Source organism: Sphingomonas pollutisoli (genome assembly GCF_029167165.1).
Lineage (GTDB): Bacteria > Pseudomonadota > Alphaproteobacteria > Sphingomonadales > Sphingomonadaceae > Sphingomonas > Sphingomonas pollutisoli.
Genome location: NZ_JARFNJ010000005.1, coordinates 59,405 through 84,701, shown reverse-complemented (window position 1 = coordinate 84,701; position 25,297 = coordinate 59,405). Strand labels below are relative to the sequence as shown.

The window sequence follows — 25,297 nt, the reverse complement described above, 5'->3', positions numbered from 1 at the left end:
CGTTGTCGAAATGCTCGCGAGGGTCATTCCCGGTGCGCTGATGAGCGTGCGTCGCCTCGATGTGAGGTTTTTGTCGGTTTGTCACAAAAAATCCAACAACCGCGATTAGCGGCGCTCCCGGGACGCGGTTGAACCGGGTCCGCCGCTTTCGTTTCACCAAGGGGGTTTCCATGTTTCGCTCCACGCGACGTTCGTCGCGCGCCGCCTTGCGCGCGCTGTTGATGCTCGGCTCGACGGTTTCCGCCGTCGCCATCTCCACGCCGGCCGCGCAGGCACAGGATTATACCAACATCGTCGCCTCCGGCCGTGTGACCGGGCAGGACGGCGCGCCGATCGCCGGTGCCGAGGTGAAGATCACCTCGTCGGACCGGGGCGTCAGCCGCAGCGCGACGACCGATGGTGCGGGCGCCTACACGATTCCGCAATTGTCGCCGGGCAATTACGACGTCACCATCACCGCCGACGGCTTCACGGCCTACACCGAGCGCAACGTCCCGCTGACCCGCGAGACGGGCGGTGCGAACAGCTATCGGCTGGTCACGGCCTCGCAGAATGGCGATATCGTTGTTACCGGTTCGCGTCAGCGCGTCGCCGACTTCCAGGACACGACCGTCGGCAGCACGATCAACCTCGGCTCGCTGACGCAGCGCGTTCCGATCGGCCGCAGCTTGCGCGATGTGATGCTGCTGACGCCCGGCACGGTGCAGGGTTCGTCGCCGTCCAACGGCGGCTTCGCCAACCAGGTCTCGATCGCCGGTGCGGCGTTCACCGAAAACGCCTTCTACATCAACGGGCTGAACGTGACCGATTTCGTGTCGGGCGGCCAGCCGACCGAAGTACCGTTCGACTTCTACCAGACCGTCGAGGTGAAGACCGGGGGTGCGCCCGCCGAGTTCGGCCGCGCGACCGGCGGCTATGTCGTCGCCACGACCAAATCGGGTTCCAACGAATATCATGCCAGCGTCACCGGCATCACCGAACCCGACGCGCTGCGCGACAGCTCACGCTCGACCCGTACCACCGATTACGCGCATGCCCGCGCCAGCCGGCAGGAATTGATCCTGCAGGCGAGCGGGCCGATCATCAAGGATCATCTGTTCGTCTATGGTCTCTACAATTTCCGTGACATCCGCTCGTTCACGCCGTCAAAGAACCAGAACAACTCGACCGGCGTAACCAACCGCAGCCCGTTCTGGGGCGGTAAGGTCGATGGCTACATCACCGGCGACCATCACTTCGAATTCACCTATTTCGACACCACCAACGACACGCTGAACCGCAGCTATGCGTGGGATCGCACCACGTACACGCGCGGCGTGCAGACCGGCGGCACCAACGCACGCGCGGGCGGCGTCAACTATGTCGGCCGTTATACGGGGACGTTCACGCCGTGGCTGACGCTGTCCGGCGCGTACGGCGTCAACAAGCTGCGCTCGGGCAACCTGCCGCTCGACACCACCAATTCGCAGGTGGTCGATTACCGTAGCGATCCGGCCGGTATCCAGATCGGTGCGAACAAAGTGACCGACGCCTACAGCAAGACCGATAACGAGCGCGAATTCTACCGCATCGACGCCGATCTCCAGTTCCACCTGCTGGGCTCGCACCACGTCCGCTTCGGCTATGACCATGAGAAGGACACGCAGACGCAGACGTTCCAGACGATCGGCGCGGGCGCGTTCAAGATCTACAACGTCACAAACGAGTCCGCGGCGCGGATCGGGCTGCCGGTCGGCACCACCTATTACACCACGCGCGTCTATGCGCAGAACGGCACAGCGCATGTGCGCAACGAAGCCTATTACCTCCAGGATCAATGGTCGCTGCTCGACAATCGGCTCAGGCTGGATCTCGGCCTCCGCAACGACCGCTTCAGCAACCAGGGCGTGAACGGCAAGTCCTTCTTCGAATCGGGAGACCAATGGGCACCGCGCATCGGTGCGTCGTTCGATCCGCTCGGCGACGGACGGACCAAGGTGTTTGGATCGTACGCCAAATATTATCTGCCGATGGCGGGCGACATCAATCTGAACGTCGCGGGCAGCCTCGTCACCTATACCCGCTACAATCTGTTCAACGGCACCAGCGGGGCGGGGAACATCCCGGTCGATGGCGCGCCGATTCTGTCGGTCGTCAACACCACCGCCTGCCCGGACACCAAGATCAAGAATTGCGAGGTCTCGGCGGACGGATCGGCGTTCAACCCGGCGGGCGCGATCGCCACCAATATCAAGCCGCAGTCGGACAATGAGTTCATCGTCGGCGCCGAGCATCAGTTCGGTGACCATGTGCGGATCGGTGCGTATTTCACGCACCGCGAGCTTCAAAACGTGATTGAGGACATGTCGATCGACATCGCCGCGCGTAAATATTGCGTGGCAGCGGGCATGGCGGCGGCGGCGTGCCAATCGACCTTCTCGGGCGGTAATCAGTTCGTCATCGCCAATCCGGGCGAGGACGTGACGGTGCAGCTCAACAAGCTCCCCGACGGTTCGACGCCCACCGTGACGCTGAAGGCGGCCGATCTCGGCTATCCCAAGCCGAGCCGCAACTATAACGCGCTGACGCTCACCTTCGATCGCAGCTTCGACAAGGTCTGGAGCCTCGCCGCCTCCTACACGCTGTCGTTCAACAAGGGGAATTACGAGGGCGGTGTGCGCTCCGAAAACGGGCAGGCGGCGATCAACCGTACCGCCGACTTCGACTCGCCGGGCTTCGTCAATGGCGCTTATGGCTATCTGCCAAGCGACCGCCGCCACAGCTTCAAGGCGTATGGCAGCTATCGCCTGTTCGAGTTCCTCGATCTCGGCGGCAATGCGATCGTCCAGTCCGGCGCGCATTATAGCTGCATCGGCGCGGTGCCGCTCAGCGTCGATCCCTACGCCAACACCTATCACGGTTATGGCTATTATTGTCAGGGCAAGCTGATCCCGCGTGGCACCGCGTTCAACGGCGACTGGCTTGCGCAGTTCGACATAAGCGCGATCGTCCATCTGCCACTGCCCCACGGCGTAGATGCATCGATCCGGCTCGACGTGTTCAACCTGTTCAACAGCCAGGCGGTCACGTCGTACAACAACTTCGGTGAGCAGGGCGACGGATCGGTGAACACCGATTACCGGATGCCGGTCAATTACCAAAACCCGCGCTCCGTGCGGGTGACGGCGCGCCTCGGCTTCTGAGCCGTGCGCAGATCGCCGGGTTCGCTTCCAGGAGGCGGCCCGGCGGTTGCAAATCAGCGGGCGCGGCGCATGTCTTGCCGTGCATCCGAATCGACGGCAAGCGATCAGAGGGAGGGGACGATAGAGAAGCGATCACAGCGCCAGCGCGAGATCATCACGCGGCTGCGCAGCGGACGGACGTTATCGGTGACGGCATTGGCGAGCGACCTCGCCGTGTCCGACGAAACGATCCGCCGCGAACTGCGCGCGCTCGAGGATCAGGGGGTCGTCATCCGTGAGCATGGCGGCGCGCGCATGGCGACGCCCGTGCATGAGGGGCCGCTCCATCAGCGGATGGAGGAGAATGCCGATGCCAAGCTGCGCATCGCCCGCGCGGCCGCCGAACTGGTGGATGACGGCGCGATCCTGTTCATCGATTCGGGCACGACGAGTTGCTTCATCGCGCGGCAGCTTGTCGAGCGGCGCTCGCTGACGGTCGTGACGAATTCGCTGCACGTGGCGAAAGATCTTGGCGGCATCAACAACAACCGCCTGTTCCTCGCCGGCGGACAGATGGATTATGACTACCGCGCCTTTTCCGACCATGTCGCGCAGGAGTATGTGCGTGGCTTCACCCCGCATCTCGCGATCCTGTCGGTGGGCGGGATCAGCATCGAACGCGGGCTGATGGATTTCCATCCGGGCGAGGCGGAGATGAGCCGGATCGCGTACGCCACCTCGAAGCGGGTGCTGCTCGCCGCCGATCGTTCGAAGATCGGCCGATACGCCCTGATCCAGACCGCGGCGCTGACCGATGTCGACATCCTCGTCACCGATGAACCGCTGAACGAGGATTACGCGCGTGCCTTCGCTCATGCCGAGGTGGTGGTCGCCTGACCCGCGCGCGCGACGCGCAACAGCGGTAATCCGATGACCAGCACGAGCAGCGCCCCCGCGCCGGCCACGCCGGCGTGGAGCAGCCAGAAGGATGGCGGCCCCATCCGCTCATAATATACGCCGCTGAAACCGACCCACAGGTTCGCGAAGAACCCGTGCAGGTAGAACAGACCCATCCAGAAGCCGACCAGCCGGCGGGGCGCGACTCCCGCGATCAGGCTGAGGCCCGACGGCCAGATCAGCACGACCGCGGCATCGATCAAGAGCAGGTAGGTGATCGCCCAGGGGAGCGGCAACGTCCCCCCGGCCGTGCTACCGATCGTCAGCACCAGATACCCGCCCGAGCAGCACAGCCCGCCGAGCAACACTTGCACGCTCGCGCCAATGACGACGCCGTGCCGTTCGAGCGCTCTCGCCGCCGCGTGCGACGCGGCGACCAAGGCCAGCGTGAAAGCGCCGTCGAGCGAGAGAAACCAGGCCACCGGCACCGTCCATCCGCCCAAGCGCAAATCCACATGCGACCGCGCCCAGACCAGAAAGATGTTGGCGAGCTGCTCGTAAGCGGCGAAGCATAGATAGACGGCGGCGAGCGCGACGATCAGCACGCCCGCCGCGGCGGCCGGCCGGCCCGGCGTGCGCGGGGGCATCGCCGCTGCCGGGCCGATGGCGACGTCCCGGCCGGTACGGGAATAGAAGAACAGGCCGATGGCAACCGCCACCGCCGCCGCGCCGATACCATAAGCCGGACCCGCAAATGCCTCCAGCCCGCCGCACACCAATGGGCCGCAAATCACGCCCGCATTGAGGAAGCCGAGATAGACCGTATAGGCGCGCCTGCGCTGCGCCTCGTCTTGAAACAGCAGGCCGACCTGGGCGGAGAGATTGCCCTTGAGCAGCCCGGTGCCGGCGGCGAAGAAGACCAGGCCGATCAGGAAGCTGCCGTTCGCAAGCATGAGCGTGAGGCCCAGCAGCATGCCCGCGCCGCCGCTAACCACGACCAGCCGGCGGCTGCCCACGAGATCTCCGGCCAGGCCGCCGAGCGGGATGGCGAGGTAGATCAGGGCATTCGCGTAGCCATATAGCTGGGAGGCGAGGCCGGTGATCGAGACCGGACCGAACAGCGCCGCGCTGGCATCGCGCACCGCCGTCGCCCCGGCCACGCGCGTCAGATCGCCGGCCAAGACATGATCGACCAGCATCAGCACGAGCAGCGATTTCACGCCGGCCATGGCGAATCGCTCCCAGAATTCCATCATCGCCAGCGCCAGGAAGCGCCTGTCCAGCAATGTGCCGTCCTTGGTTACCGCGTCGCCCATCTCGCCCGCCCCTGCCGACGGGCGGCGCTAGGCGCGCTTCGCAACACCGTGATGACAGTCGCGGCTCAAAGCGGGTGCGGATAAGCCGCGACGGGCTCGCTGACGCCGGGTTCGCCGGTCTCGACATGCCCCGCGAGCCGCAGCCGGGTGCCATCCGACGCTACCAGCATCACATCGTACCAGCGATGATCGGAGAGCGCGAGCGGGTGCTGCGTCTCCGCCGCAACCGGTAATCGCTCCTGCCGGCCGGTGTGCGCGCAATGCATCGTCACGGTCGCCGCCGTCCCGTCGCGGTCGGCGAGGTGCAGCATGCCGACCCGGCCATCGTCGCGCCAGTCGACCGTCGCCTCGATCCGCGCCGCGCCGCCGGGGCCGCGATATTCGCGGTGGAAGCCGTTCGGCCCACGCACCACCAGCGCATGCGGCCGATCGCGACGCAACGGCCACGCCTCTTCGAGCCGCGAACCCGCCGCGACGGTGAAATAGCGCCAGCCGGGAAAGGCGGTCTCATCCTGCACGCCGAACACGACCCCGACGTTCCCTTCGTTGACGAAGCGCAGCGTCAACCCGGCATCGGACCAGCTTGGCTCGACGGCGAAACGATACGGCAGCGCGCGCGCGGGACGCGTGCCCGGCTCCTGCGCGGGAACGCCCTTGCTCGTGGCGATCTGCGGCGGCGAACCGCTTTTACACAGATGCTCGGTCTCCGCGATATAGCCGGCGACGGAGGGGAGCGCCTTCGCCCAGTGCGTATCGAGACGCGCCTCCTGCGAAACGTCGAAATCGAAGATCGAGGTCAGGTCGCCGCAGATCGCGCGCCGCCAGGGCGAGATATTGGGTTCCGCCACCCCGAAGCGCTTTTCGAGGAAGCGCAGCACCGAGGTATGATCGAACATTTGCGAGTTCACCCAACCCCCGCGCGTCCAGGGCGATATCACCATCATCGGTACGCGCGGGCCGAGCCCCACCGGCTCGCCCTGATACGTCTCGCTTCGGACATCGACGTTGCTCGCGCCGTAGCGCGGCGCGATCGCGGGCATCGGTGCCGGGATATGATCGAAGAAGCCGTCATTCTCGTCATAATTGAGGATGAAGGCGGTCTTGGCCCATACCTTGGGATTGGCGGCCAGCGCGGCGACGAGGTTGCCGATCAGCACCTCGCCAAAGGGGACCGGGGCGTCGGGATGCTCGCTCATCTGCATCATCGGCACGATCCACGACACCTGCGGCAGACGATCGGCGGCCACGTCCGCGGCGAAGGCGGCGATCAGGTGGCGCGCCTGCGTCTTCTCGGGATCGGCCGGTGCGATGCCGTCGATCCAATCGACGTAAGCGCGCCCGCGTCGATACCGCGATGAAGTCGGGTCCAGCTTGCGGAACTCCTTGAAGTACCCGAGCGGATTGTCGGAATAATTGGCGAGTTCCTGATAGACGCGCCAGGATATGCCGGCCTCCTCCAGCCGCCCGGCATAGGTCCGCCACGGCAGCCCCTCGGTAGCGTCGTCCTTCGCCATGTCCGCGCCCGGATTGGGGTCGCTGCCGCCGTTGGTGACGCAATATTCGCCCTCCTGTCCGACGCTGAGGCCGCTGGTGCCGGTGAAGTGATAAAGCCGGTTCGGACCGGTCGGCCCCTGTAGCGAACAATGGTACGCGTCGCAGATGGTGAACGCGTCGGCGAGCGCGTAATAATAGGGGATGTCGGCGCGGGTCAGGTGCGCCATCGTCAGCGGTCCCTTCTGCTCCGCCCAGACATCCCAGTTGCGCCAACGCGCCTGACTGTCTTTCCAGCTATGATCGAGCCCGGTGAAGCACCGTGCGTTGCTGCTGTTGTAGTCGAGCCGGAAGGGCCACGCGATCTCGCCGCCGTCGCGATCCGCGCGGCGTTGCGCCCAGACGGGCTTGCCGCTCGGTAACGTGACGGGGCGCGGATCCGCAAAGCCGCGCACGCCGCGCAAGCTGCCGAAATAATGATCGAAGGAGCGGTTCTCCTGCATCAAAATCACGACATGCTCTATATCCTGGATCGAGCCGCGCCCGGCGGGGCGATGCAGCGCCGTCGCCGTGTGGCTCGTGACAGCGGCGGCACCCGAGGCGCCGAGAAGAAACATCCTGCGATCGATCGTCACGCCCGCCCCATCATCCGAAAACGCGCTCGCTTTGACCGTTATTTATGCAAGGCATATGACGAAGTGGGACGGAATGGCGATATTTTGTGGCTTTTCTGCAGAATATGAACGGCCCCGCCCCCGGGCAGGCGTTTGGGCTTTCAGGGGACTTTCTTCTAGCGACGGGCGGCAGGACACGACCGGCCGGGGTCGACGAGCGCATGCGCTTCTCGGCCCGCGGCGTGTCCTATCTGGCCGCGCCGTTCATATAGTCATGGACGACCTTGCCCATGCCGAGCGTAACATCCGTCACGAAATGAACGGCCGAAAGCACCTCGAGAACGGGGAGGCGGCTGACGTCGGCGCGGACATGATCGAACAATTGCAGGCTGGCCGGCCCGGACCAGGCGCCCTTCAATTGCAAATCTTCAAGGTAGTATTCGACAAGCTCGCAGATCCGGGGCGAGCCATCCACATGGGGGATGACCTTCACCAAGAAGTTCGGCTGCTGCAAGCTCTTGCGGATGGGATCGAGCGGAAGGATATTGTGCTTGTAGCCCATCGTCGCGTTGACGCAGCGGATCGATCCGCAGTCGAGCGTGCCGACCAGAACCTCGCCCTCCACGCGCAGGTTCGGCTTGGCGAGCTTTTTCGGGAACCCCCAGATCTCGCGACCGCCAACGATAGGTGCAGCCGCATCCAGATACATGGCATGGGTGTAATTGCCGTCGCGCCCGTTGAACCGCACCGGAATCACCTGGCCCGTCTCGGTATAATCACCGAACCCGGTCGAATCCGGCATGCGGATGAATTCATATTTCACGATCGGATCGATGATCTCGAGCGGTTCGGGCACCACCGCGCGTAGCGCGTCGAGATCGGTGCGATAGGTGATGATCACGAATTCGCGATCATAGAAGCGGAACGGGCCGCGCGGATAGGAGGGACTGGCAAAGGGGATGGCGAAGGCCTCGTCCGGCAGGGTCTGAATGCTCATGATGGTTCTCGCTTCCGAATTTGGTATCCGACGTTCAGGCGGCGAGGTTCATCTCGGCCACTTCGCCGTCCACGATGAGGACCGCCTCGGTCGCCTCGCGGATCTGCTCGACCGAGACGCCCGGCGCCCGCTCGCGCAGGATCAGCCCGGCCTCCGTTGGCTCGATCACTGCCATCTCGGTGATGATCAGTGTCACGCGGCGATCGGCGGTCAGCGGCAGGGTGCATTTGGGGACGATCTTGAACGCGCCTCTGGCGGTATGCTGCATGGCGACGATGACGCGGTTGGCGCAGGCGACCAGATCCATCGCTCCGCCCATGCCCGGTACCATCTTTCCCGGCACGATCCAGTTGGCGAGATGTCCGGCCTCATCGACCTGAAGCCCGCCGAGCACGGTGGTATCGACATGGCCGCCGCGGATCAGGCCGAAGGACAGGTTGCTGTCGATCGACATCGCGCCCGGCACGGCTGTGGCAAAGCCGCCGCCCGCATCCGTCAGCGCGCGGTTCTCGAAGCCGGCCACCGCCCTGGGGCCAAGCCCGACCAGACCATTCTCCGACTGGAAGAAGATACCGCTTTCCGGCCTCACATAGTTGGCGACGCCGGTCGGCAGGCCGATGCCGAGATTGACCAGCGTGTTCGGCCGAAGCTCCCGCGCGGTGCGCCGGAGGATGATTTCCTTGCTCATGGTTCAGGCTTTCGCGATCAGATGGTGCACAACGATGCCGGGCGTCTTCACGGCGTCGGGCGCGATGCTGCCGACGGGCACGATCTCACGCGCCTCGGCGATCACCGTGGCCCCGGCCAGTGCCATCGCGGGATTGAAGTTATGCGCGGTGAAGCGATAGGTCAGGTTGCCGACCTGATCCGCGACATCGGCGTAGATCAGCGCGAAATCGGCCTTGAGCGGCGGTTCGTACAGCCATTGCTCGCCGCCGAGCGTCACCACCTCGCCCGCTTCGGCGACCAGGGTGCCGAGTCCTGTCTTGGTCAGCACGCCGCCCAGCCCATAGCCCGCCGCACGAATTTGTTCGGCGAGCGTGCCCTGGGGCACCAGATCGACGCGCATCGTTCCGTCGAGCATTTTTTGCTGCGTCTCGGAATTGGTGCCGATATGCGAGGCGATGACGTGGCTGACGCGGTCTTCGTGGATCAGACGTCCGACGCCTTCATTGGGGCGGCCGGTGTCGTTGGTGATGATCGTCAGCTCCTTCCTGCCCGCCGCGATCAGTGCTTCGATCAGCCGGAGCGGAGTGCCGCACCCCAGGAACCCGCCGATCATGATCGAGGCTCCGTCGGGGATCAGCGCAACCGCCTCCTCCGCCGTGATAGGATTCTTCATCGCAATATCCTTTGAATTGAAGTGAGCGGCACACCGCTCCGGGAAATCGATCAGTTCAGCGCTTTTTCGATTTCCGGGACGACCTGGAACAGATCGCCGACGATGCCATAGTCGGCGATCTGGAAGATCGGGGCATCCTCGTCCTTGTTCACCGCAACGATGATCTTGGAGTTCTTCATGCCGGCGAGATGCTGAATCGCACCCGAGATGCCGAGTGCGATGTAAAGATCAGGCGCGACGATCTTGCCGGTCTGGCCGACCTGGTCATCGTTGGGCGCATATCCCGCGTCCACGGCGGCACGGGACGCGCCGACGGCGGCGCCGAGCCTGTCGGCGAGCGGCAGGATCACCTCGTTGAACTTCTCCGCCGAGCCGAGTGCCCGACCGCCCGAGACGATGACCTTGGCCGAGGTGAGCTCCGGACGATCGCTGCTGGCGAGCGCTTCACCGACGAAGAAGGAGCGATAGTCGCCCGCCACCGCCGCGACCGGCTCGATGGGCGCCGTTGCCGCTCCTTGGGGCGCGGGCGCGAAAGCGGAGCCGCGCACCGTCAGCACCGTCTTCCTATCCGTGCTTCGCACCTCGGCGATGGCGTTGCCGGCGTAGATCGGCCGCTCGAACGTGTCGGACGAGATCACCTTGGTGATTTCGGACACCTGGGCGACGTCCAGCAGGGCGGCGACGCGCGGCAGGATGTTCTTGCCGTTGCCGGTCGCTGGCGCGACGATCGCATCGTAATCCCCGGCGAGCGATACGACCAGCGCAGCGATTGGCTCAGCGAGCTGATGGTCGAGCGCCGGATCGTCGGCGAGCAACACCTTCTTCACGCCATCGAGCTTTGCTGCCGCGTCTGCCGCCGCCCGGTCGTTCGCGCCGGCGACCAGCACATGGACATCGCCGCCAAGCTGGAGCGCGGCGGTCAGCGCCCGTGATGTCGCATCGGCGAGCGACGTGTTGTTGTGGTCCGCGATCAGGAGGGTCGTCATTGCTGTTTCCTCGAAAAATCTTTCAGACGCGATGCGTCAGAGTGCGCCCGCCGACTTGAGCTTTTCGACCAGCTCGCCGGCGGTCTTGACCTTGATGCCGGCGGAGCGGGCGGGCGGCTCGCTGACCTTCAGCAGCTTGAGACGCGGCGTGACATCGACGCCGTAATCGGCCGGCGCCTTGGTCTCGATCGGCTTCTTCTTGGCCTTCATGATGTTGGGCAGGGACGGATAGCGCGGCTCGTTCAGGCGAAGATCGGTGGTGACGATCGCGGGCAGGGTGAGCTTCAGCGTCTGATGGCCGCCATCGATCTCACGCGTGACCTCGACCGCCTCCGCCGACAGGTCGACCTTCGAGGCGAACGTCGCCTGCGGCCAGCCGAGCAGCGCACCCAGCATCTGGCCGGTCTGGTTGCTGTCATCGTCGATGGCCTGCTTGCCCAGGATCACCACGCCCGGCTGTTCGGCCTCGGCCACCTTGGCGAGCAGCTTCGCGATGGCGAGCGGTTCAACCATCTCGTCGGTCTGGATGAGGATGCCGCGATCGGCGCCGATCGCGAGCGCGGCGCGTAGCGCGTCCTGCGCCTTGGCCACGCCGATGGTGACCGCCACCACCTCGCTCACCTTGCCGGCTTCCTTCAGGCGGACCGCTTCCTCGACTGATATTTCATCGAACGGATTGATCGAGAGCTTGACGTTGGCGAGATCCACGCCGCTCTGGTCCGGCTTCACCCGCGCCTTGGCGTTGGAATCGATCACCAGTTTGACAGGCACCAGAATTTTCATGATTTCATACCTTGCGGATGGCCGTGCCGGCGGCGGGCCGGGAAGAGGACGGCGGCGAGGCCGGCACGGGCCGGGAGAGTTCAGAAGGCTTCGGACGCGATCGCCATCAATGGCGCCGAACCGCTGCAAATCTGGCTCCCCAGTGAAAGCGACTGAGGGAGGATGCGGCTTGAGAAGAAGCGCGCGATCTCGATCTTGCGCTTTTCATGCGGTGTCGCGGCGTCGCCCTTCGCCACCACGACCAGCGTCATGCGTAGCCACAGCCAGCCGAACGTGACCAACGCGAACATGCGCAGATAGTCCGTCGCGGCGGCATTCTGCTCCAGCGGGTCGGCATTCGCGCCCGTCGTCAGGCGTGTGGTGACGCTCTCCAACGCTTCCAGCGCTTCGTCGAGTGCTGCGGCCGTATCGCGAGCGGCCGCGACCTGGCGACCCTCCGCAATGGTTTCGGTGACCATCGCCAGGAACGTCCGGACCGGCGCGCCGCCGTCCAGGCCGAGTTTACGGACGACGAGATCCTGGGCCTGGATGCCGTTGGTGCCTTCATAGATCATGGCGATGCGGGCATCGCGCACGAACTGCTCCTGGCCCCATTCGCGAATATAGCCATGGCCACCCAGCACCTGCTGACCAAGCACCGTGGCCTCGAACCCGAAATCGGTGAAACCCGCCTTGATGACGGGGGTGAGGAGCGCGACCAGCCCGGCGGCACGCTTGCGGACCTCCGGATCCGGGTGCGCCGTTTCCTTGTCCATTTCCAGCGCGGCGAAGACGGTCAGCGCGCGCGCCGCCTCGGTGAAGGACAGCATGGTCAGCAGCATTTTGCGCACATCGGGATGCGCGATGATCATCCCCGACTCTTTCGCGCCAGGTGCGCGGCCCTGCTTACGCTCCTTCGCGTAATTGGCGGCGGTCTGGTAGGAGGCGTCCGCGAGGCCGAGACCTTGCACTCCCACGAACAGCCGCTCCGCGTTCATCATCGTGAACATGGCGTTGAGGCCACGGTTCGCCTCGCCGACCAGCCAACCCTGGCAGTCGTCATAGTTCATGACGCAGGTGGGTTGGGCGTGAATCCCCATCTTGTGCTCCAGCGAGCCGACGTTGACCGCGTTACGCGCGCCGAGCGAACCGTCGTCGTTCACAAGATATTTCGGGCACAGGAAAAGGCTGATGCCCTTGGTGCCGGGAGGAGCGTCGGGCAGGCGAGCGAGCACCAGATGGATGACGTTCTCGGCCATGTCGTGATCGCCCGACGAGATGAAGATCTTCGATCCCGTCACGGTATAGGAGCCGTCGTCGCGCGGCTTGGCAGTCGCTTTGACCAGGCTCAGATCCGACCCGGCGGTGCCCTCGGTGAGGCCCATCGCGCCGGTCCATGCGCCGGCCACCATCTTGGGCAGATACTGGTCCTTCAACGCCTGGCTGGCATGCGCCTCGATCGCCTCCGCGGCGCCGCGGCTCAGGCCGGGGAACAGGCCGAAGGACAGGTTCGACGCGGACAGCATCTCATCGACCAGGATCTGCACCGTGCGGGGAAGGCCCTGACCGCCATATTCGGTCGGCGAGGACAGGCCCGACCAGCCGCCGTCAACGAACGCTTTATAGGCTTCCTTGAAGCCCTTGGGCGTATGGACGACGCCGTTGTCCAGCCTGCTGCCTTCCTCGTCACCGCTCTGGTTGATCGGACGCAGCACGCCCGCGCAGAAGCGGCCCGCCTCCTCCAGCACCGAGGCCGCGAGTTCGGCCGAAACCTCCTCGTAACCCGGCAACACGGAGAAAGTCTTTTCGACATCGAACACATCCTGGAGGAGGAAGGTCATGTCGTCGAGCGGGGCAGTATAATCAGGCATGGAAGCACTCCTAGTGCTGGACAGAAGGGGATTGGGCCAATCTCGCGACAGTCGTCGTCAATTGCGTAGCGGCTTGCCGGTGCGTAGCATCTGGGTGATCCTGGCGCGGGTAGGCTCGCTGAGCGCGAGCGCCTCGAAGGCCATGACCGCACGCGCATTGAGTTCGGCGTGGGTGAGGGTGATCGGCCCCGACAGGACATCGGCGATCGCCCTGCCGATCACGATGTCGTGCGGTGCGAGCGAAGGTGCCATGTCGGCGAGAACCGCGTCGAGAACGGAAGCCTCCGGCAGTGTCACCGGTGCGCGCACGGGCGTGGTGAAGCCGGGCAGCAGCGCCAGGGCGTGCGCCTTGGCCTGCGCGATCAGGCGATCATGGTTCATCACGATCCCGTCGGTCGGCCGGAGGAAGGCCTTGGCGCGCGCGTCATGGGCGCCCGCGGACGTGGTCGCGGCCAGGACGGTTCGCAGCGCGGTCGCGGCCGCCTCGGCGGGGTCATCGAACCGCTCCTGAAGGCGGACCATCAACTCCGTGAGACCGCCCCAGCCGGGGAGCAGGCCGACGCGCGGCTCGACCAGGCCGATGCCGATTTCGGCATCGGCGACCACGGCGTGGCAGTGGAGCAGCACTTCGCAGCCACCGCCGAGTGCCGCGCCGAAGCCCGCCCCGACGATCGGGTAGGGCGCATCGTGCACCGCATCGAACGCGGCCACGCCGGCCAGAGCAAAGGCGCGGATTCCCGCCGCGTCGCCGTTGGCTGACATGGCCAGTACGGCGGAGAGATCGGCGCCAGCGCTGAAGGCTGGACCTTCGTTACCGATCACCAGCGCCTTGAAATGCTGAGGCGCCAGCTTCACCGTGCGCGTCACCGCGTTCAGCAGCGCGGGACTGAAGCTGTTCATCTTCGTATGGAATTCAAGCAGGCCGACGCCGTCACCGATGTCCCAGAGGCTCGCCGCCTCGTCGGTCGACACCGCCCTGTCGCGCAGCTTGATCGCGGCGAGCGAGATCACGCCGTCCGCGATCGGCACCGGGACATAGTCGCTTTTGTCCGCCCGTGGCGTCAGCACGTGGCGAACGCCATCGACGAGCCGGTAGAAACCGCCGCTCCGTGCCGCATCGGCGAGCAGTGGCGGCACCGCCATGCCATTGGCGGCGAGCGCATCGGCGAGCCATTGCGCGCCGATCCGGTCGATGAGTTCAAAGGGGCCGAATTTCCAACCATAGCCGAGCCGCATCGCCTCATCGACGAGATCGGGGCGATCCGCGATCTCGGGCACCAGCGAGGCCGAATAGGCGAGCGTGGCCGACAGGACGGCGCGGGCATAACGCCCCGCCTGGCCCGGGTGGCCGATCAACGCGCGGGCATCGCCGTTTGCCGCGTCCAGGCTGTCGGAGGTTGCGGGCTGCTGCGGACGATAGGCGCCCGTCGTCAGATCGATGACTTCGATCGACTTGCGATCTGCCGAGCGGCGATAGAAGCCGCCGCCGCCCTTGCGGCCGGTTAGCCCCTTCGCGAGCATGTCGTGCAGCAGCGGAGGCTCCGCCGCGATCGCCTGAACGGCATCCGTCTTCGGCAGCGCGTCCTGAAGCGAGCGGATGAGCTGCGGCATCAGATCGTTGCCGATCAGATCGTATAGCCCCAGAATGCCGGTCTTGGGGAAGCCGAACGCCCTGCCGATCGTCGCGTCCGCCACCTCGACGGGAATGCCCGAACGGATCGCCTCATCGAGCCCGACCGCCAGCCAGTAGCAGCCGATGCGGTTGCCGATGAAGCCTGGCGTGTCCTTGCAGGGCACCACGCCCTTGCCGAGCCGCTCATCGGCGAAACGGGTGATTGTGTCAGCCACGGTGGATGCTGTGCGCGGACCCGTGACCAGCTCCAGCAGACGCATGTGGCGCGGCGGATTGAAGAAGTGGGTGATGAGGAAATGCGACGCGAAATCCTCCGAAAAGCCATCGAGGAGAATGTGCAGCGGAATGGTGGAGGTGTTGGAGGCGGCGATGGCGTCGGGCTTGCGCACCGCCGCGATCGAGGTGAACAGCGCGTGCTTGATCTCGATCCGCTCGGCGACCGCCTCGATGATCCAGTCGCAATCGGCGAGCAGACCCATGTCGGTACCGGTTGCCCCTGGCTTCACGCGAGCGGCGAATTCGGGCCGCATGAAGCCGCCAGCCTTGAGCTGGCGGTCGATGCCGCCCTGTGCGAACTCCAGCTTGATATCGAGCAGAACGACGTCCAGCCCTGCGTTGGCGAGGTGCGCCGCGATGCCGGAACCCATGGTGCCGGCGCCGATAACGGCGGCTTTTCGGATGGTAATGTCAGACATTCCTACCACTTTCTCTGGTTACATATTCGGGTAGTTGGGACCACCACCGCCCTCCGGCGGCACCCAGGTGATATTCTGCGCTGGATCCTTGATGTCGCAGGTCTTGCAGTGAACACAGTTCTGGGAATTGATGACGAAACGCGGACCAATTTTCTTGACATCGTCCTCGTATGTCACTTCGTAGACGCCGGCCGGGCAGTAGAGGCGCGCTGGCTCGCCGTAGAGCGGCAGGTTGTTCTTGATTGGAACTGAAGGATCCCGCAGCTTCAGATGGCAGGGTTGATCCTCGGCATGGTTGGTGTTCGACAGGAACACGGAAGATAGCTTGTCGAAACTGACCACGCCGTCGGGCTTCGGATATTGGATCGGCGTCACTTCGGAGAGCAGGCGGAGGCAGGCATGGTCGGGCTTGCCGTGCGCGACGGTGCCGAACAACGAGCGACCGAGGATCTGGTGCGACCACATATCGATCCCGCCCAGCATCACCCCGAGCGGCATGCCATAGCGCGACCAAAGCGGCTTGACGTTGCGGACCGGGTGGAGGTCGCGCCCGATTGCGGAGCCCCGCCAGTTTCGCTCATAGGCGACGGGCTCGATGGCGGGTTCGTCGCGAACCAGTTCGTCGGCGATCGCATCGGCGGCGAGGCGTCCCGACAGGATCGCATTGTGCGACCCCTTGATGCGCGGCACGTTGACGAAGCCCGCCGCGCAGCCGAGCAACGCACCGCCCGGAAAGGTGAGGCGCGGCACAGACTGCCAACCGCCTTCGGTGAGGGCGCGGGCGCCATAAGCGAGGCGTTTCCCACCTTCGAACGTATCGCGAATGGCCGGATGCGTCTTGAAGCGCTGGAATTCGTCGAAGGGCGAGAGCGTGGGGTTGCTGTAGTTCAGATGCACCACGAACCCGACGGCGACGAGATTATCGTCGAAATGATAGAGGAAGGAGCCGCCGCCGGTGTGCTTGTCCAGCGGCCAGCCGAAGCTGTGCTGGACGTGGCCGGGCCGGAAATGCTCCGGCTTGACCTGCCAGAGTTCCTTCATGCCGATCCCGTATTTCTGGAAGTCCGAGCCTTTATCGAGCCAGTAGCGGGCTATCGCCTGCTTGCTCAGGGAGCCGCGCGCGCCTTCGGCAAGCAATGTATAGCGCGCCCGCAGTTCCATGCCGCGGACATGATCGGGTCGCGCCGTTCCGTCCCGCGCGACGCCCATATCCCCCGTCGCGATGCCGACGACACGGTCGCCATCATAGAGCAGTTCGGTCGCTGCGAAGCCGGGGAAGATCTCCACGCCCAGTTCCTCCGCCCGAGCGGCGAGGAAGCGCGTGACATTGCCGAGTGAGCCGATGAAATTGCCGTGATTGCTGAGCAGTTTCGGCATCAGCTTGGCGGGCAGGGCGCGTGCGCCGGAGGCGCTGAGCTGGAGGAAATGATCCTCCGTCACCTCGGTTGTCAGCGGCCGCTCGGGATGGGTGCGCCACTCGGGCAGAAGCTGATCGAGTCCAATCGGATCGACCACGACGCCGGACAGGATGTGCGCGCCAACCTCGGAGCCCTTCTCCACGACCACGACCGAAATATCTCGACCGCGTTCCAGCGAGAGCTGACGGAGCCGGATCGCGGCGGCGAGGCCGGCTGGGCCGGCGCCGACGATAACAACGTCGAATTCCATCATTTCCCGAGGCTCAGGATTCACAGATATTTCCTTGGTATTTCAACAATAAATTCGTAAATATATATGCAGGAGAAATTGAAGATTGGAGTGAGATCAGTTTCTGGTTGCCGGATTTGTTGAAAATTTGAATATGTACGACAAATCTATCTAAATAGATTCGCGAATAATGTGATTGTTATCTCGAAGTGGTATCGGGAAATCTCCCGAAGTATGTGACGTTCTGATGCGCCGCCACGTAATCCTGTTCGCAATGATCGACAATTGGCTTGCAACGTAGATCACTTATTCATTAAGTGAAGGAATGGCTCCGGTGATCGAAGGTCTGCGATGGTTCGTTCGGGTTGCCGAAAGCGGATCCTTTTCAGCCGTGGCTCGGGAAGCGATGACCAATCAGGTGACCGTCGGCCGCCGTATCAGCATGCTCGAGAACCATTTTCGGGTGACGCTATTTCGCCGTTCGACGCGCAATCTCACGCTGACGGACGATGGGCGCGTCTTCTTGGCACGGGCCAGGCGCATTCTGCGGGAGGTGGATGCGCTGGAGACGGAGATTCATGGACGTGACCGCCACCACGGCGGGCATGTCAGAATCGGAACCACGAGCATGTTCGGGCTGCATCTCGCCCGAAGCCTTGTCGACTTTCATCGCCGTTATCCCGCGATCACCGTGGAGATGATCCTGAGCGACGGCTTCGTGAACATGATCGAGGACGGACTCGATCTGGCCATGCGGACTGGCCAGATCATGGAAACCACGGTCGCCGCCCGGCATCTGGGCGATGTGGATCGCCACCTGGTCGCCGCGCCTCATTATCTCGCGGGTCGTCCGGCCCCGGAGTGCGCCGCGGACCTGCAGCACCATGATTGTGTGCTGTTCAGCTACGGTTCCACCCGCCAGATCTGGAACGTGGATGGCGAGGCCGTCAGGGTGTCCGGCACCTATCGGACGAACAGCAGCCTCGCGCAGCACGAAGCGGTACGCAGCGGGCTTGGAATCAGCCTTTTCCCCTACTTCCAAGTCGAAGCGGATCTTCGCGCGGGGGAACTCGTGCGGCTGCTTCCCGATTCGAAGATGGAGCCGATCCCCTTTTACGTCACCTATCCCGCCAACGAGACGCTCGCGCCGCGGGTGCGCGCCGTGATGAACTGGATCACATCTGAAGCGAAGGCGTTGACCGAGGCGTCGCCGGACCGGCCCTGAGCCGCCGTGTCCTTTCGTCTAGCAGGAAGGGTGGGGTGCCGCGATGGGCCGCGAGAGCCGATCCAAAGTCGGTCAACGTGGCGTGGCAAGATACCGGGTGTCCGATGGTCCGATGCCGGTGATATAGACGGTCGCGCCCTCCGGTCCCGTCCAAGCGAAGTGCGCTTTGCCCGCCGGTTCGGTATAGAAACTGCCTGGTGGCAGCCCGCGCGTGGTGTCACTCTTCGCATCCGGGCCATAGCCGAAGTGCCACAGGCCGGCGACGACCGTCGCGGTCCGGTCGTCGCGGTGGGTGTGCGCGGCGATGTGCGTGTTCGGCGGCACCTTGATCGAGATGGTGTAGAGGCCGGCTCGGGCGGGATCCCCCTTCAGGAGGCGTGTCTCGATCGTGTTCAGCCCGGATGTACCGCCCCCCGCCGCGACGACCGGAAGCGCGGCCGCTTCCTCACGGCTCAGCCGGCGCTCGCCGTCCGGTGGTGACGCCGCCGCCAGGAGAAACAGCGGTATCAGCGCGAAACCGGACGAAATGCGGCCCTTCATCGCCCCGCATCCAGAAAGTCGCGGACCAGCTTCACGGTCGCTTCGGGCTGCTCCTCCATCAGCCAATGGCCCGCGTCCGGCACCACGCCCTCGGTCACGTTGGTGGCGGCGAAGCGCATGACGGCCGCCATCTGCGGCCCGAACGACTTCTCGCCGCCGATCGCCAGCACCGGCATCGTCAGCTTGCCCGCAGCGAGGGAAGCCTTGTCGTCGATCGCATCCTGATCGAACGCGGCGAATTGGGAGAAGCCCGCGTGCATGGCGCCGGGCGCCGCGTACAGGCGGGCATAATGCTGCCGCGAAGCTTCGCTGAACCGGGCCGGCGTGGCCGAAAAGTCGTTCCAGAAGCGATCCAGGTAGATGCGCTCCCGCCCCGCGACGAGCCGCTCCATGTCAGGCCCCCCGAAGCGGAAGTGCCAGAGGAGCGGGTTCTTCAGGATTTCTTCCCAGGGGCCGATGCCGGGAAGCGGCGCATCCATCAGGACGAACCGCTTGACCCGATCGCGGTGTTCGGCCGCGAATGCATAGCCGACCATATTGCCGATGTCGTGCGTGACAAGATCGACCTTGTCGATCTTAAGCGCATCGAGCACGCCGGCCATGTCGAAACCCTGTGTCTTCTTGTCGTAGCCGGAGGCCGGCTTCGCCGAGAGGCCCAGCCCACGCAGGTCCGGCACGACCACAATATGGTCTCGCATCAGATTGCGTGCCAGCGGCGCCCACATGTCACCGGTTTCGCCGTAACCGTGCAGGAGCAGAACCGCCGGCCCAGCGCCGCCGACCCGAACGTGCAGGGTCGTGCCGTTGGTCGCGATGTCCCGCACGGCGAAGGACGGCGGGAAATCGAAATCCTGCGCAACCGCTGAAACCGGCATGAAGAACAACGTCATGGCCGCGACCATGGCCGGAATGCCAAATGCCCTCATCGTCCGCCCCCTTTTAAGTGTCTGTTGCTCGGTTTGCGCGACTCCTGCTTGGCAGCCGTGCTTGCGTGACTTTATGATCGGGAGTGAAACGTCCTAACAGGTCGGAAATGCCGAACCTACATTTCGGAGATCGCGAACGATGAAGCTCGACGGGATCATCGCCTTCGTCACGGTCGCGGATTGCGGATCGATCAACGAGGCCGCCCGACAGCTTCGGCTTTCGAAATCCACGGTCAGCGAACGCCTGACCGAACTGGAACATGCACTCGGCACCAGGCTCCTGAGCCGCAACAGTCGCCAGCATGCCCTGACGGACGAGGGCGTTATCCTGCTCGAGCGCGCGCGGCGCATCGTCGCCGAGACGAACGAGGCGCGGGAGGATCTCGCGCGTCGGCGCGGGGAAATCGCGGGGCCGTTGCGGATCGTCGCTCCGCGCGCGTTCGGCGACCTTCATCTGGGGCCGATCCTGTACGACTTCATGGATCGTCACCCGGACATCACGGTAACGGCGGACTTCGATGACCGGATCAGCGACCTGAGCGGCGGCTTCGACGCGATCGTGCGGATCGCCCCCGACGGACTGCCGAAGCTTGCGACCGAGCAACTCACGATCAGCCGGCGCTCCCTCGTGGCCGCTCCGGCCTATCTGGCGCGTTACGGCCGCCCCGAGACCATTGCGGACCTCGCTCATCACAAGGCGATTCATTATATGGAGCGCGGCCCCGACGACTGGACCTTCAAGGCTGAAATCGAGCGGGTCGTCGCGCGTGTCCCGCCAAGGCTCCGTGTCACGTCCTGTCTCGCCATGCGCGATGCCGCGGTGGCGGGGCTGGGTATCGCCTGGCTTCCGACCTTCCACAGCTATCAGGCGATCAAGTCCGGAACGCTCGAGATTCTCGACCTTGGGCTAGAGCCTGACGTGACGCCGATCACGATCGCCTATCAGCACGGTTCGCCTGCGAGGCTGCGCGCGTTTGTCGACCACGTAAAACTGGCGTTCGGCGATCCGCCGGATTGGGACGAACCCGGCACACCTGCTTAGCCGGCCTTCCGATCACCGCGCATGGCCGATGTACAGTATCGGTCGCCGCGTTAATCGATGCTTGGCGTTCTACACGCGGCGTTCGGGGCATAGGCGTTGATGATGGCGGGCAAGAGGCCGGGAAACCGCTCTTCCACCTCCGCCCAGCGCGAGTGATTTCGCACCTCGACACCATGACGCTCGCTGCGGATCAGGCCCGCGTCCCGTAGCATCTTCAAGTGATTGGAGAGCGACGACTTTGGAATGATCCGATCGCCCAATGCGGCCACCGCCGAACAGGCGTCCACGCAGCCGGCCCTCATGATCTTCGCGAAGATCGCCGCGCGATCCGGATCGGAGAGCGCGTGGAGGATCGCTTCCGGTCGGACGTCGTCCATCGCAGGGTGAATCATCGGCCTCATATTTTTCTCATATAGGGTCTTGATCCGAGCAGCGTTAGTTCCAGATTCCCGAACTATGGGAGAATGGCTCCGGTCCGGTGCCTGCCCATGTCGGAGATTGGAGACTATGGCAAAGCTCAACGGCAAGGTCGCGGTGGTGACCGGAGCATCAAAGGGTATCGGAGCCGCGATCGCCAGGGCGCTGGCGGCTGACGGAGCTTCGGTCGTCGTCAACTATGCGTCCAGCAAGGCTGGGGCGGACGCCGTGGTCGAGGCGATCACCTCGAGTGGCGGCAAGGCCATCGCGGTGCAGGGCGACGTGTCCAAGCTTGCGGACGCACAGGCACTGATCCAGGCGGCAGTGGAGCGGTTTGGCCGGTTGGACGTGCTGGTCAACAATTCCGGGATTTACGAATTCGCATCGATCGAGGACGTGACGGAGGACCATTACCGGCGCCAGTTCGACGTCAACGTGCTCGGCATCCTCCTCGCCACGCAGGCCGCGTCGCCGCATCTCGGCGAGGGCGCGAGCATCATCAACATCTCGTCCGCGATCACGCATGTGAATACGCCGGGCGCGGCCGCCTATGCCGGGACGAAGGGCGCGGTGAATGCGATTTCGGGTGTGCATGCCAATGAATTGGCCCCACGCAAAATCCGGGTCAATGTGGTCAGCCCAGGGCTCGTCGTGACCGAAGGCACGCACGCCGCCGGCGTTATCGGTTCCGAGATGGAGACCGGGCTTATCGCGCAGACGCCGCTCGGCCGCGTAGGCCAGCCCGATGACATCGCCGACGTCGTCACGTTCCTCGCCTCTGACGATGCCCGCTGGCTGACCGGCGAGAACATCACCGCGAGCGGCGGCATTCGCTGATCGCAACGGCCGTGCGCATGGATCGTCCTGACGGGGCGATTCATGGGCACGGCACCCGCCGCTGATCCGCCTCGGATACGGTGCTCGGCCGGGCTCACTCCGTCAAGCGCGGGTACATCCGGCTGGCGAGGGCGATGAGGAGCGCGAGCAACATCACCGGGGCGCCATAATCGACCGTCAACGGAAAATGGGACCGGCCGACCGTCAGCATGAGCGCGCGCAGCCCGTCCACCTCATAGGTAAGCGGATTGAAGTGCGCGATCGCGCGCAGCCAGGGCGGCATCAACTCGATCGGATAGATGGCGTCGCTCGCGAAAAAGATCGGCATGGTCAGGAACTGGCCGATGCCCATGAAGCGTTCCCGCGTCTTCACGATGCAGGCGATGATCAGGGAGAAGGTCGAGAATAACGCCGAGGCGATGAAGACCATGACCAGAACGCCGAGCAGGTTGGCCGGTGCGAAGCTCAGCTTCACGCCGAGCAGCGCCGCGCAGGCATATATGACGATGCCTTGGGTGATGCCGCGGGCGCTCGAGGCGATCGCCTTGCCGATGACCAGCGCGCTGCGCGGGGCAGGACTCACCATGTAGCGGTGGAGAATGCCGAGATCGCGCTCCCAGATCGCCGAGAGGCCGTAGAAGATGGCGACGAAGAGCACGCTTTGCGCGAGTACGCCCGGGCTGAGGAAGTCGAGATACGAACCGTTCGTCAAACCGTGGACCTGCGCCATCACCTGGCCGAACAGCAGCAGCCACAATATGGGTTGCACCGCGCGGGTGACGAGATCCATCGGATCATGTGCCAGTTTCATCACTTCGGCTGCCGTGACCGCATGGACCTGCGTCAAATAGGCTCGCACCGGATTCATGGCCGAACCGCCGTCGGGGATAGCGCCGCGCCGGTCAGCTTTGTGAAGAGCGCGTCGAGCGAGGCGGCACCATGCGCGTTCTTGAGTTCGGCCACGGTGCCCACCGCGGCAAGGCGCCCGCGGCTGATCAGCGCGACCCGATCGGCGAGATCTTCCGCTTCCTCCATGTAATGCGTCGAGAAGACGATCGCGGCGCCGGTCTCCCGCCGCAGGCGCCTCACATGATCCCAGACGGCAAGCCTGCCGTTCGGGTCAAGTCCTACCGTCGGCTCGTCCAGGAACAGAACGGCGGGTCGATGGAGCGTGCTCTGTGCGATCTCCAGACGCCGCGCCATGCCGCCCGAATAGGTGCCGACCGCGCGGTCGCGCGCATCGCTCAGTTCCATCAACGCGAGCGCCTCCGCGATCCGGGGCCGGCGTTCACGCGCCGGAAGCAGATATAGGCGCGCGGAAAGTAGCATATTCTCGTAACCGGTCAGTTCCGTGTCGGCGGACGGCAGTTGCGGGACATAACCGATGTGCCGCCGTACTTGCTGGGGCTCGCGCGTGATATCGTATCCCGCGACACGCGCCTCGCCGGCGGTCGGCGGGAGCAGTGTGGTCAGCATCTTCATCAGCGAACTCTTGCCTGCCCCGTTTGGGCCGATCAGCGCGAAGGTTTCACCCGGCGCGATCGTGATGCTCAGATCCGCGACAGCGACGACGCTGCCGAAGCGACGGCCAAGCGCATGGGTTTCGACGACTGGCCCAGTCTTGCTCATGCGTGCCCGATCCGCCCGCGTCCCGAGAGCCATCGACCCAAGATGACCGGCGGCGGTTCCGAGGGACATCCGTAACATCACGTATCGAGCCCGCGTGGCATGTTTTGGAAGTCGGTATCGGGGCGAGCTTCCTTGCCGTCTGCGCCCCATATCGATCGAAAGATCCAGCCGGGTTCGCACCTATCGCGGGCTCGAACCGCTCACGAATGCGGGGGCCGGTGCCGCCCACATTGGCTTTGACACGCGTCACGCCGCCGGAGATGACTGCCCCCGCAAGGGAGAGACGAACACCTATGTTGAACCGCCGCGAAACGCTGTTGGCCGGGGTTGGTGCGGGTCTGCTGAGTTCCGGCGTTCACGCCGCCGAGCCTGGCATGTGGCCCGCGTTTCCGGCCGAGGAGATTGATCTGTGGCCCGGCACGCCGCCCGGTGCGCCGGCCGTCCTGCCGGTCGAGCAGGTGATCGAGACTGGCGACGCCCAACGCCACGGCAGGATGGTGAAGGGGATCGCCCGGCCGCGCATGAAGGTGTTCCGGCCTTCCAAGCCGAACGGGGCGGCGCTGCTGGTGACGCCGGGTGGCGGCTATTCGGTGATCGTCATCGATGTCGAGGGCTATCAGGTCGGGCCTTGGCTCAGCGAACGCGGCTGGACGGTGTTCGTGCTGTATTATCGTCTGCCCGGTGAAGGGTGGGCGAACCGGGCGGATGTGCCGCTGGCCGACGCGCAGCGCGCCATGCGGCTCATCCGATCGCGGGCGTCGCTATACGGTTTCGATCAAAACAAGGTTGGCGCACTCGGCTTTTCCGCAGGTGGCCACGTCTGCGGCGATCTCGCCACCCGCTATGACGCACGCGTCTATGATCCGCTCGACGCGAGCGATTGGTTGAGTGCGCAGCCCGCGATCGCGGCACCGATCTATGCCGTCCAGTCGATGAGTGCGCCGCTCGCGCATGGCGGCTCGCGCGACATGCTGCTCGGGCCAAACCCATCGCCCGAAACGCAGCGGGTGCACAGTCCGGCGCACAACGTCACCACCGCCACGCCGCCCTGCTTCATGGCCCATGCCGAGGATGATACGGTCGTTTCGGTGGAGAATACGCTCGAGATGCGGGCGGCTCTGAAGGCGGCGGGGGTGAAGGTCGAAACGCATCTTTTCACCGCCGGCGGACATGGTCTTGGCCTCCCCGGCGCGGCAGGCGAGCCGGCGCGTCACTGGAAGGAACTCTTCGCCACATGGGCACGGGCGCAGGGCTTCGGCTGAACTATCT

21 protein-coding genes are annotated in these 25,297 nt (G+C 64.7%); 6 read left to right on the top strand and 15 right to left on the bottom strand.

Annotation, left to right across the window (positions count from 1 at the left end; genetic code table 11):
- Positions 1-170 precede the first annotated feature (170 nt).
- Together PX554_RS12280 and PX554_RS12275 are read left to right on the top strand one after the other, a co-directional pair.
- Complete coding sequence (locus PX554_RS12280; RefSeq protein ID WP_275502091.1) at positions 171-3,182, top strand: TonB-dependent receptor; 3,012 nt, start codon at positions 171-173, stop codon at positions 3,180-3,182.
- Between the two features lie 69 nt (positions 3,183-3,251).
- The gene (locus PX554_RS12275; protein ID WP_275502088.1) at positions 3,252-4,058 is read left to right on the top strand and encodes a DeoR/GlpR family DNA-binding transcription regulator; all 807 of its coding nucleotides are present in this window, start codon (positions 3,252-3,254) and stop codon (positions 4,056-4,058) included.
- Here the strand turns inward: PX554_RS12275 and PX554_RS12270 are convergent.
- From PX554_RS12270 to PX554_RS12225, 10 genes are all read right to left on the bottom strand, one after another.
- Entirely contained in the window at positions 4,034-5,374 is a 1,341-nt protein-coding gene (locus tag PX554_RS12270; protein WP_275502087.1) for a POT-type proton-dependent oligopeptide transporter, read from the bottom strand. The two genes, PX554_RS12275 and PX554_RS12270, sit on opposite strands and share 25 nt — an antisense overlap.
- A gap of 65 nt (positions 5,375-5,439) precedes the next feature.
- Entirely contained in the window at positions 5,440-7,482 is a 2,043-nt protein-coding gene (locus PX554_RS12265) for a phosphocholine-specific phospholipase C (protein ID WP_275502084.1), read from the bottom strand.
- Positions 7,483-7,726: 244 nt separating this feature from the next.
- Positions 7,727-8,476: an acetoacetate decarboxylase gene (locus PX554_RS12260; protein ID WP_275502083.1), complete on the bottom strand. Its 750-nt coding sequence runs from the start codon at positions 8,474-8,476 to the stop codon at positions 7,727-7,729.
- Positions 8,477-8,510: 34 nt separating this feature from the next.
- Complete coding sequence (locus PX554_RS12255) at positions 8,511-9,164, bottom strand: 3-oxoacid CoA-transferase subunit B (RefSeq protein WP_275502081.1); 654 nt, start codon at positions 9,162-9,164, stop codon at positions 8,511-8,513.
- A 3-nt stretch (positions 9,165-9,167) separates the two neighbouring features.
- Positions 9,168-9,818 (bottom strand): CoA transferase subunit A, encoded by a 651-nt coding sequence (locus tag PX554_RS12250; protein WP_275502079.1) that lies wholly within the window; start codon positions 9,816-9,818, stop codon positions 9,168-9,170.
- A 50-nt stretch (positions 9,819-9,868) separates the two neighbouring features.
- On the bottom strand, positions 9,869-10,804 hold the full coding sequence (locus PX554_RS12245) for an electron transfer flavoprotein subunit alpha/FixB family protein (protein ID WP_275502077.1): 936 nt from the start codon (positions 10,802-10,804) through the stop codon (positions 9,869-9,871).
- Positions 10,805-10,840: 36 nt separating this feature from the next.
- Positions 10,841-11,587 carry an electron transfer flavoprotein subunit beta/FixA family protein gene (locus PX554_RS12240; protein WP_275502076.1) on the bottom strand — a complete coding sequence of 249 codons (747 nt, stop codon included), beginning with the start codon at positions 11,585-11,587 and terminating at the stop codon, positions 10,841-10,843.
- Between the two features lie 80 nt (positions 11,588-11,667).
- Positions 11,668-13,437 carry an acyl-CoA dehydrogenase C-terminal domain-containing protein gene (locus PX554_RS12235; protein WP_275502074.1) on the bottom strand — a complete coding sequence of 590 codons (1,770 nt, stop codon included), beginning with the start codon at positions 13,435-13,437 and terminating at the stop codon, positions 11,668-11,670.
- Positions 13,438-13,494: 57 nt separating this feature from the next.
- Positions 13,495-15,765: a 3-hydroxyacyl-CoA dehydrogenase/enoyl-CoA hydratase family protein gene (locus tag PX554_RS12230; RefSeq protein WP_275502073.1), complete on the bottom strand. Its 2,271-nt coding sequence runs from the start codon at positions 15,763-15,765 to the stop codon at positions 13,495-13,497.
- Between the two features lie 18 nt (positions 15,766-15,783).
- Positions 15,784-17,433 (bottom strand): electron transfer flavoprotein-ubiquinone oxidoreductase, encoded by a 1,650-nt coding sequence (locus PX554_RS12225; RefSeq protein ID WP_275502071.1) that lies wholly within the window; start codon positions 17,431-17,433, stop codon positions 15,784-15,786.
- A gap of 313 nt (positions 17,434-17,746) precedes the next feature.
- Here PX554_RS12225 and PX554_RS12220 point away from each other — a divergent pair, with 313 nt between their 5' ends.
- A complete protein-coding gene (locus PX554_RS12220; protein ID WP_275502069.1) occupies positions 17,747-18,637 on the top strand; it encodes a LysR family transcriptional regulator in 891 nt (296 codons plus the stop codon).
- Between the two features lie 72 nt (positions 18,638-18,709).
- On the opposite strand, the gene PX554_RS12215 is transcribed toward PX554_RS12220, so the two are convergent.
- Both PX554_RS12215 and PX554_RS12210 read right to left on the bottom strand, forming a co-directional pair.
- Positions 18,710-19,177 (bottom strand): cupin domain-containing protein, encoded by a 468-nt coding sequence (locus PX554_RS12215; RefSeq protein ID WP_275502068.1) that lies wholly within the window; start codon positions 19,175-19,177, stop codon positions 18,710-18,712.
- Positions 19,174-20,103 carry an alpha/beta fold hydrolase gene (locus tag PX554_RS12210; RefSeq protein ID WP_275502066.1) on the bottom strand — a complete coding sequence of 310 codons (930 nt, stop codon included), beginning with the start codon at positions 20,101-20,103 and terminating at the stop codon, positions 19,174-19,176. The genes PX554_RS12215 and PX554_RS12210 overlap by 4 nt, the downstream gene beginning before the upstream one ends.
- Before the next feature lie 139 nt (positions 20,104-20,242).
- On the opposite strand from PX554_RS12210, the gene PX554_RS12205 reads away from it, so the two are divergent.
- Complete coding sequence (locus tag PX554_RS12205) at positions 20,243-21,145, top strand: LysR family transcriptional regulator (RefSeq protein ID WP_275502065.1); 903 nt, start codon at positions 20,243-20,245, stop codon at positions 21,143-21,145.
- Between the two features lie 50 nt (positions 21,146-21,195).
- On the opposite strand, the gene PX554_RS12200 is transcribed toward PX554_RS12205, so the two are convergent.
- The gene (locus PX554_RS12200; RefSeq protein WP_275502063.1) at positions 21,196-21,546 is read right to left on the bottom strand and encodes an ArsR/SmtB family transcription factor; all 351 of its coding nucleotides are present in this window, start codon (positions 21,544-21,546) and stop codon (positions 21,196-21,198) included.
- A 106-nt stretch (positions 21,547-21,652) separates the two neighbouring features.
- On the opposite strand from PX554_RS12200, the gene PX554_RS12195 reads away from it, so the two are divergent.
- The gene (locus tag PX554_RS12195; RefSeq protein ID WP_093222003.1) at positions 21,653-22,399 is read left to right on the top strand and encodes a glucose 1-dehydrogenase; all 747 of its coding nucleotides are present in this window, start codon (positions 21,653-21,655) and stop codon (positions 22,397-22,399) included.
- A 94-nt stretch (positions 22,400-22,493) separates the two neighbouring features.
- Here the strand turns inward: PX554_RS12195 and PX554_RS12190 are convergent, their stop codons facing one another.
- Together PX554_RS12190 and PX554_RS12185 are read right to left on the bottom strand one after the other, a co-directional pair.
- Positions 22,494-23,267, bottom strand: coding sequence for an ABC transporter permease (locus PX554_RS12190; protein WP_176787055.1), 774 nt, complete (start codon positions 23,265-23,267; stop codon positions 22,494-22,496).
- Positions 23,264-24,028 carry an ABC transporter ATP-binding protein gene (locus tag PX554_RS12185; protein ID WP_275502059.1) on the bottom strand — a complete coding sequence of 255 codons (765 nt, stop codon included), beginning with the start codon at positions 24,026-24,028 and terminating at the stop codon, positions 23,264-23,266. The genes PX554_RS12190 and PX554_RS12185 overlap by 4 nt, the downstream gene beginning before the upstream one ends.
- A gap of 293 nt (positions 24,029-24,321) precedes the next feature.
- Here PX554_RS12185 and PX554_RS12180 point away from each other — a divergent pair, with 293 nt between their 5' ends.
- The gene (locus PX554_RS12180) at positions 24,322-25,290 is read left to right on the top strand and encodes an alpha/beta hydrolase (RefSeq protein ID WP_275502058.1); all 969 of its coding nucleotides are present in this window, start codon (positions 24,322-24,324) and stop codon (positions 25,288-25,290) included.
- The last annotated feature ends 7 nt before the right edge of the window (positions 25,291-25,297 follow it).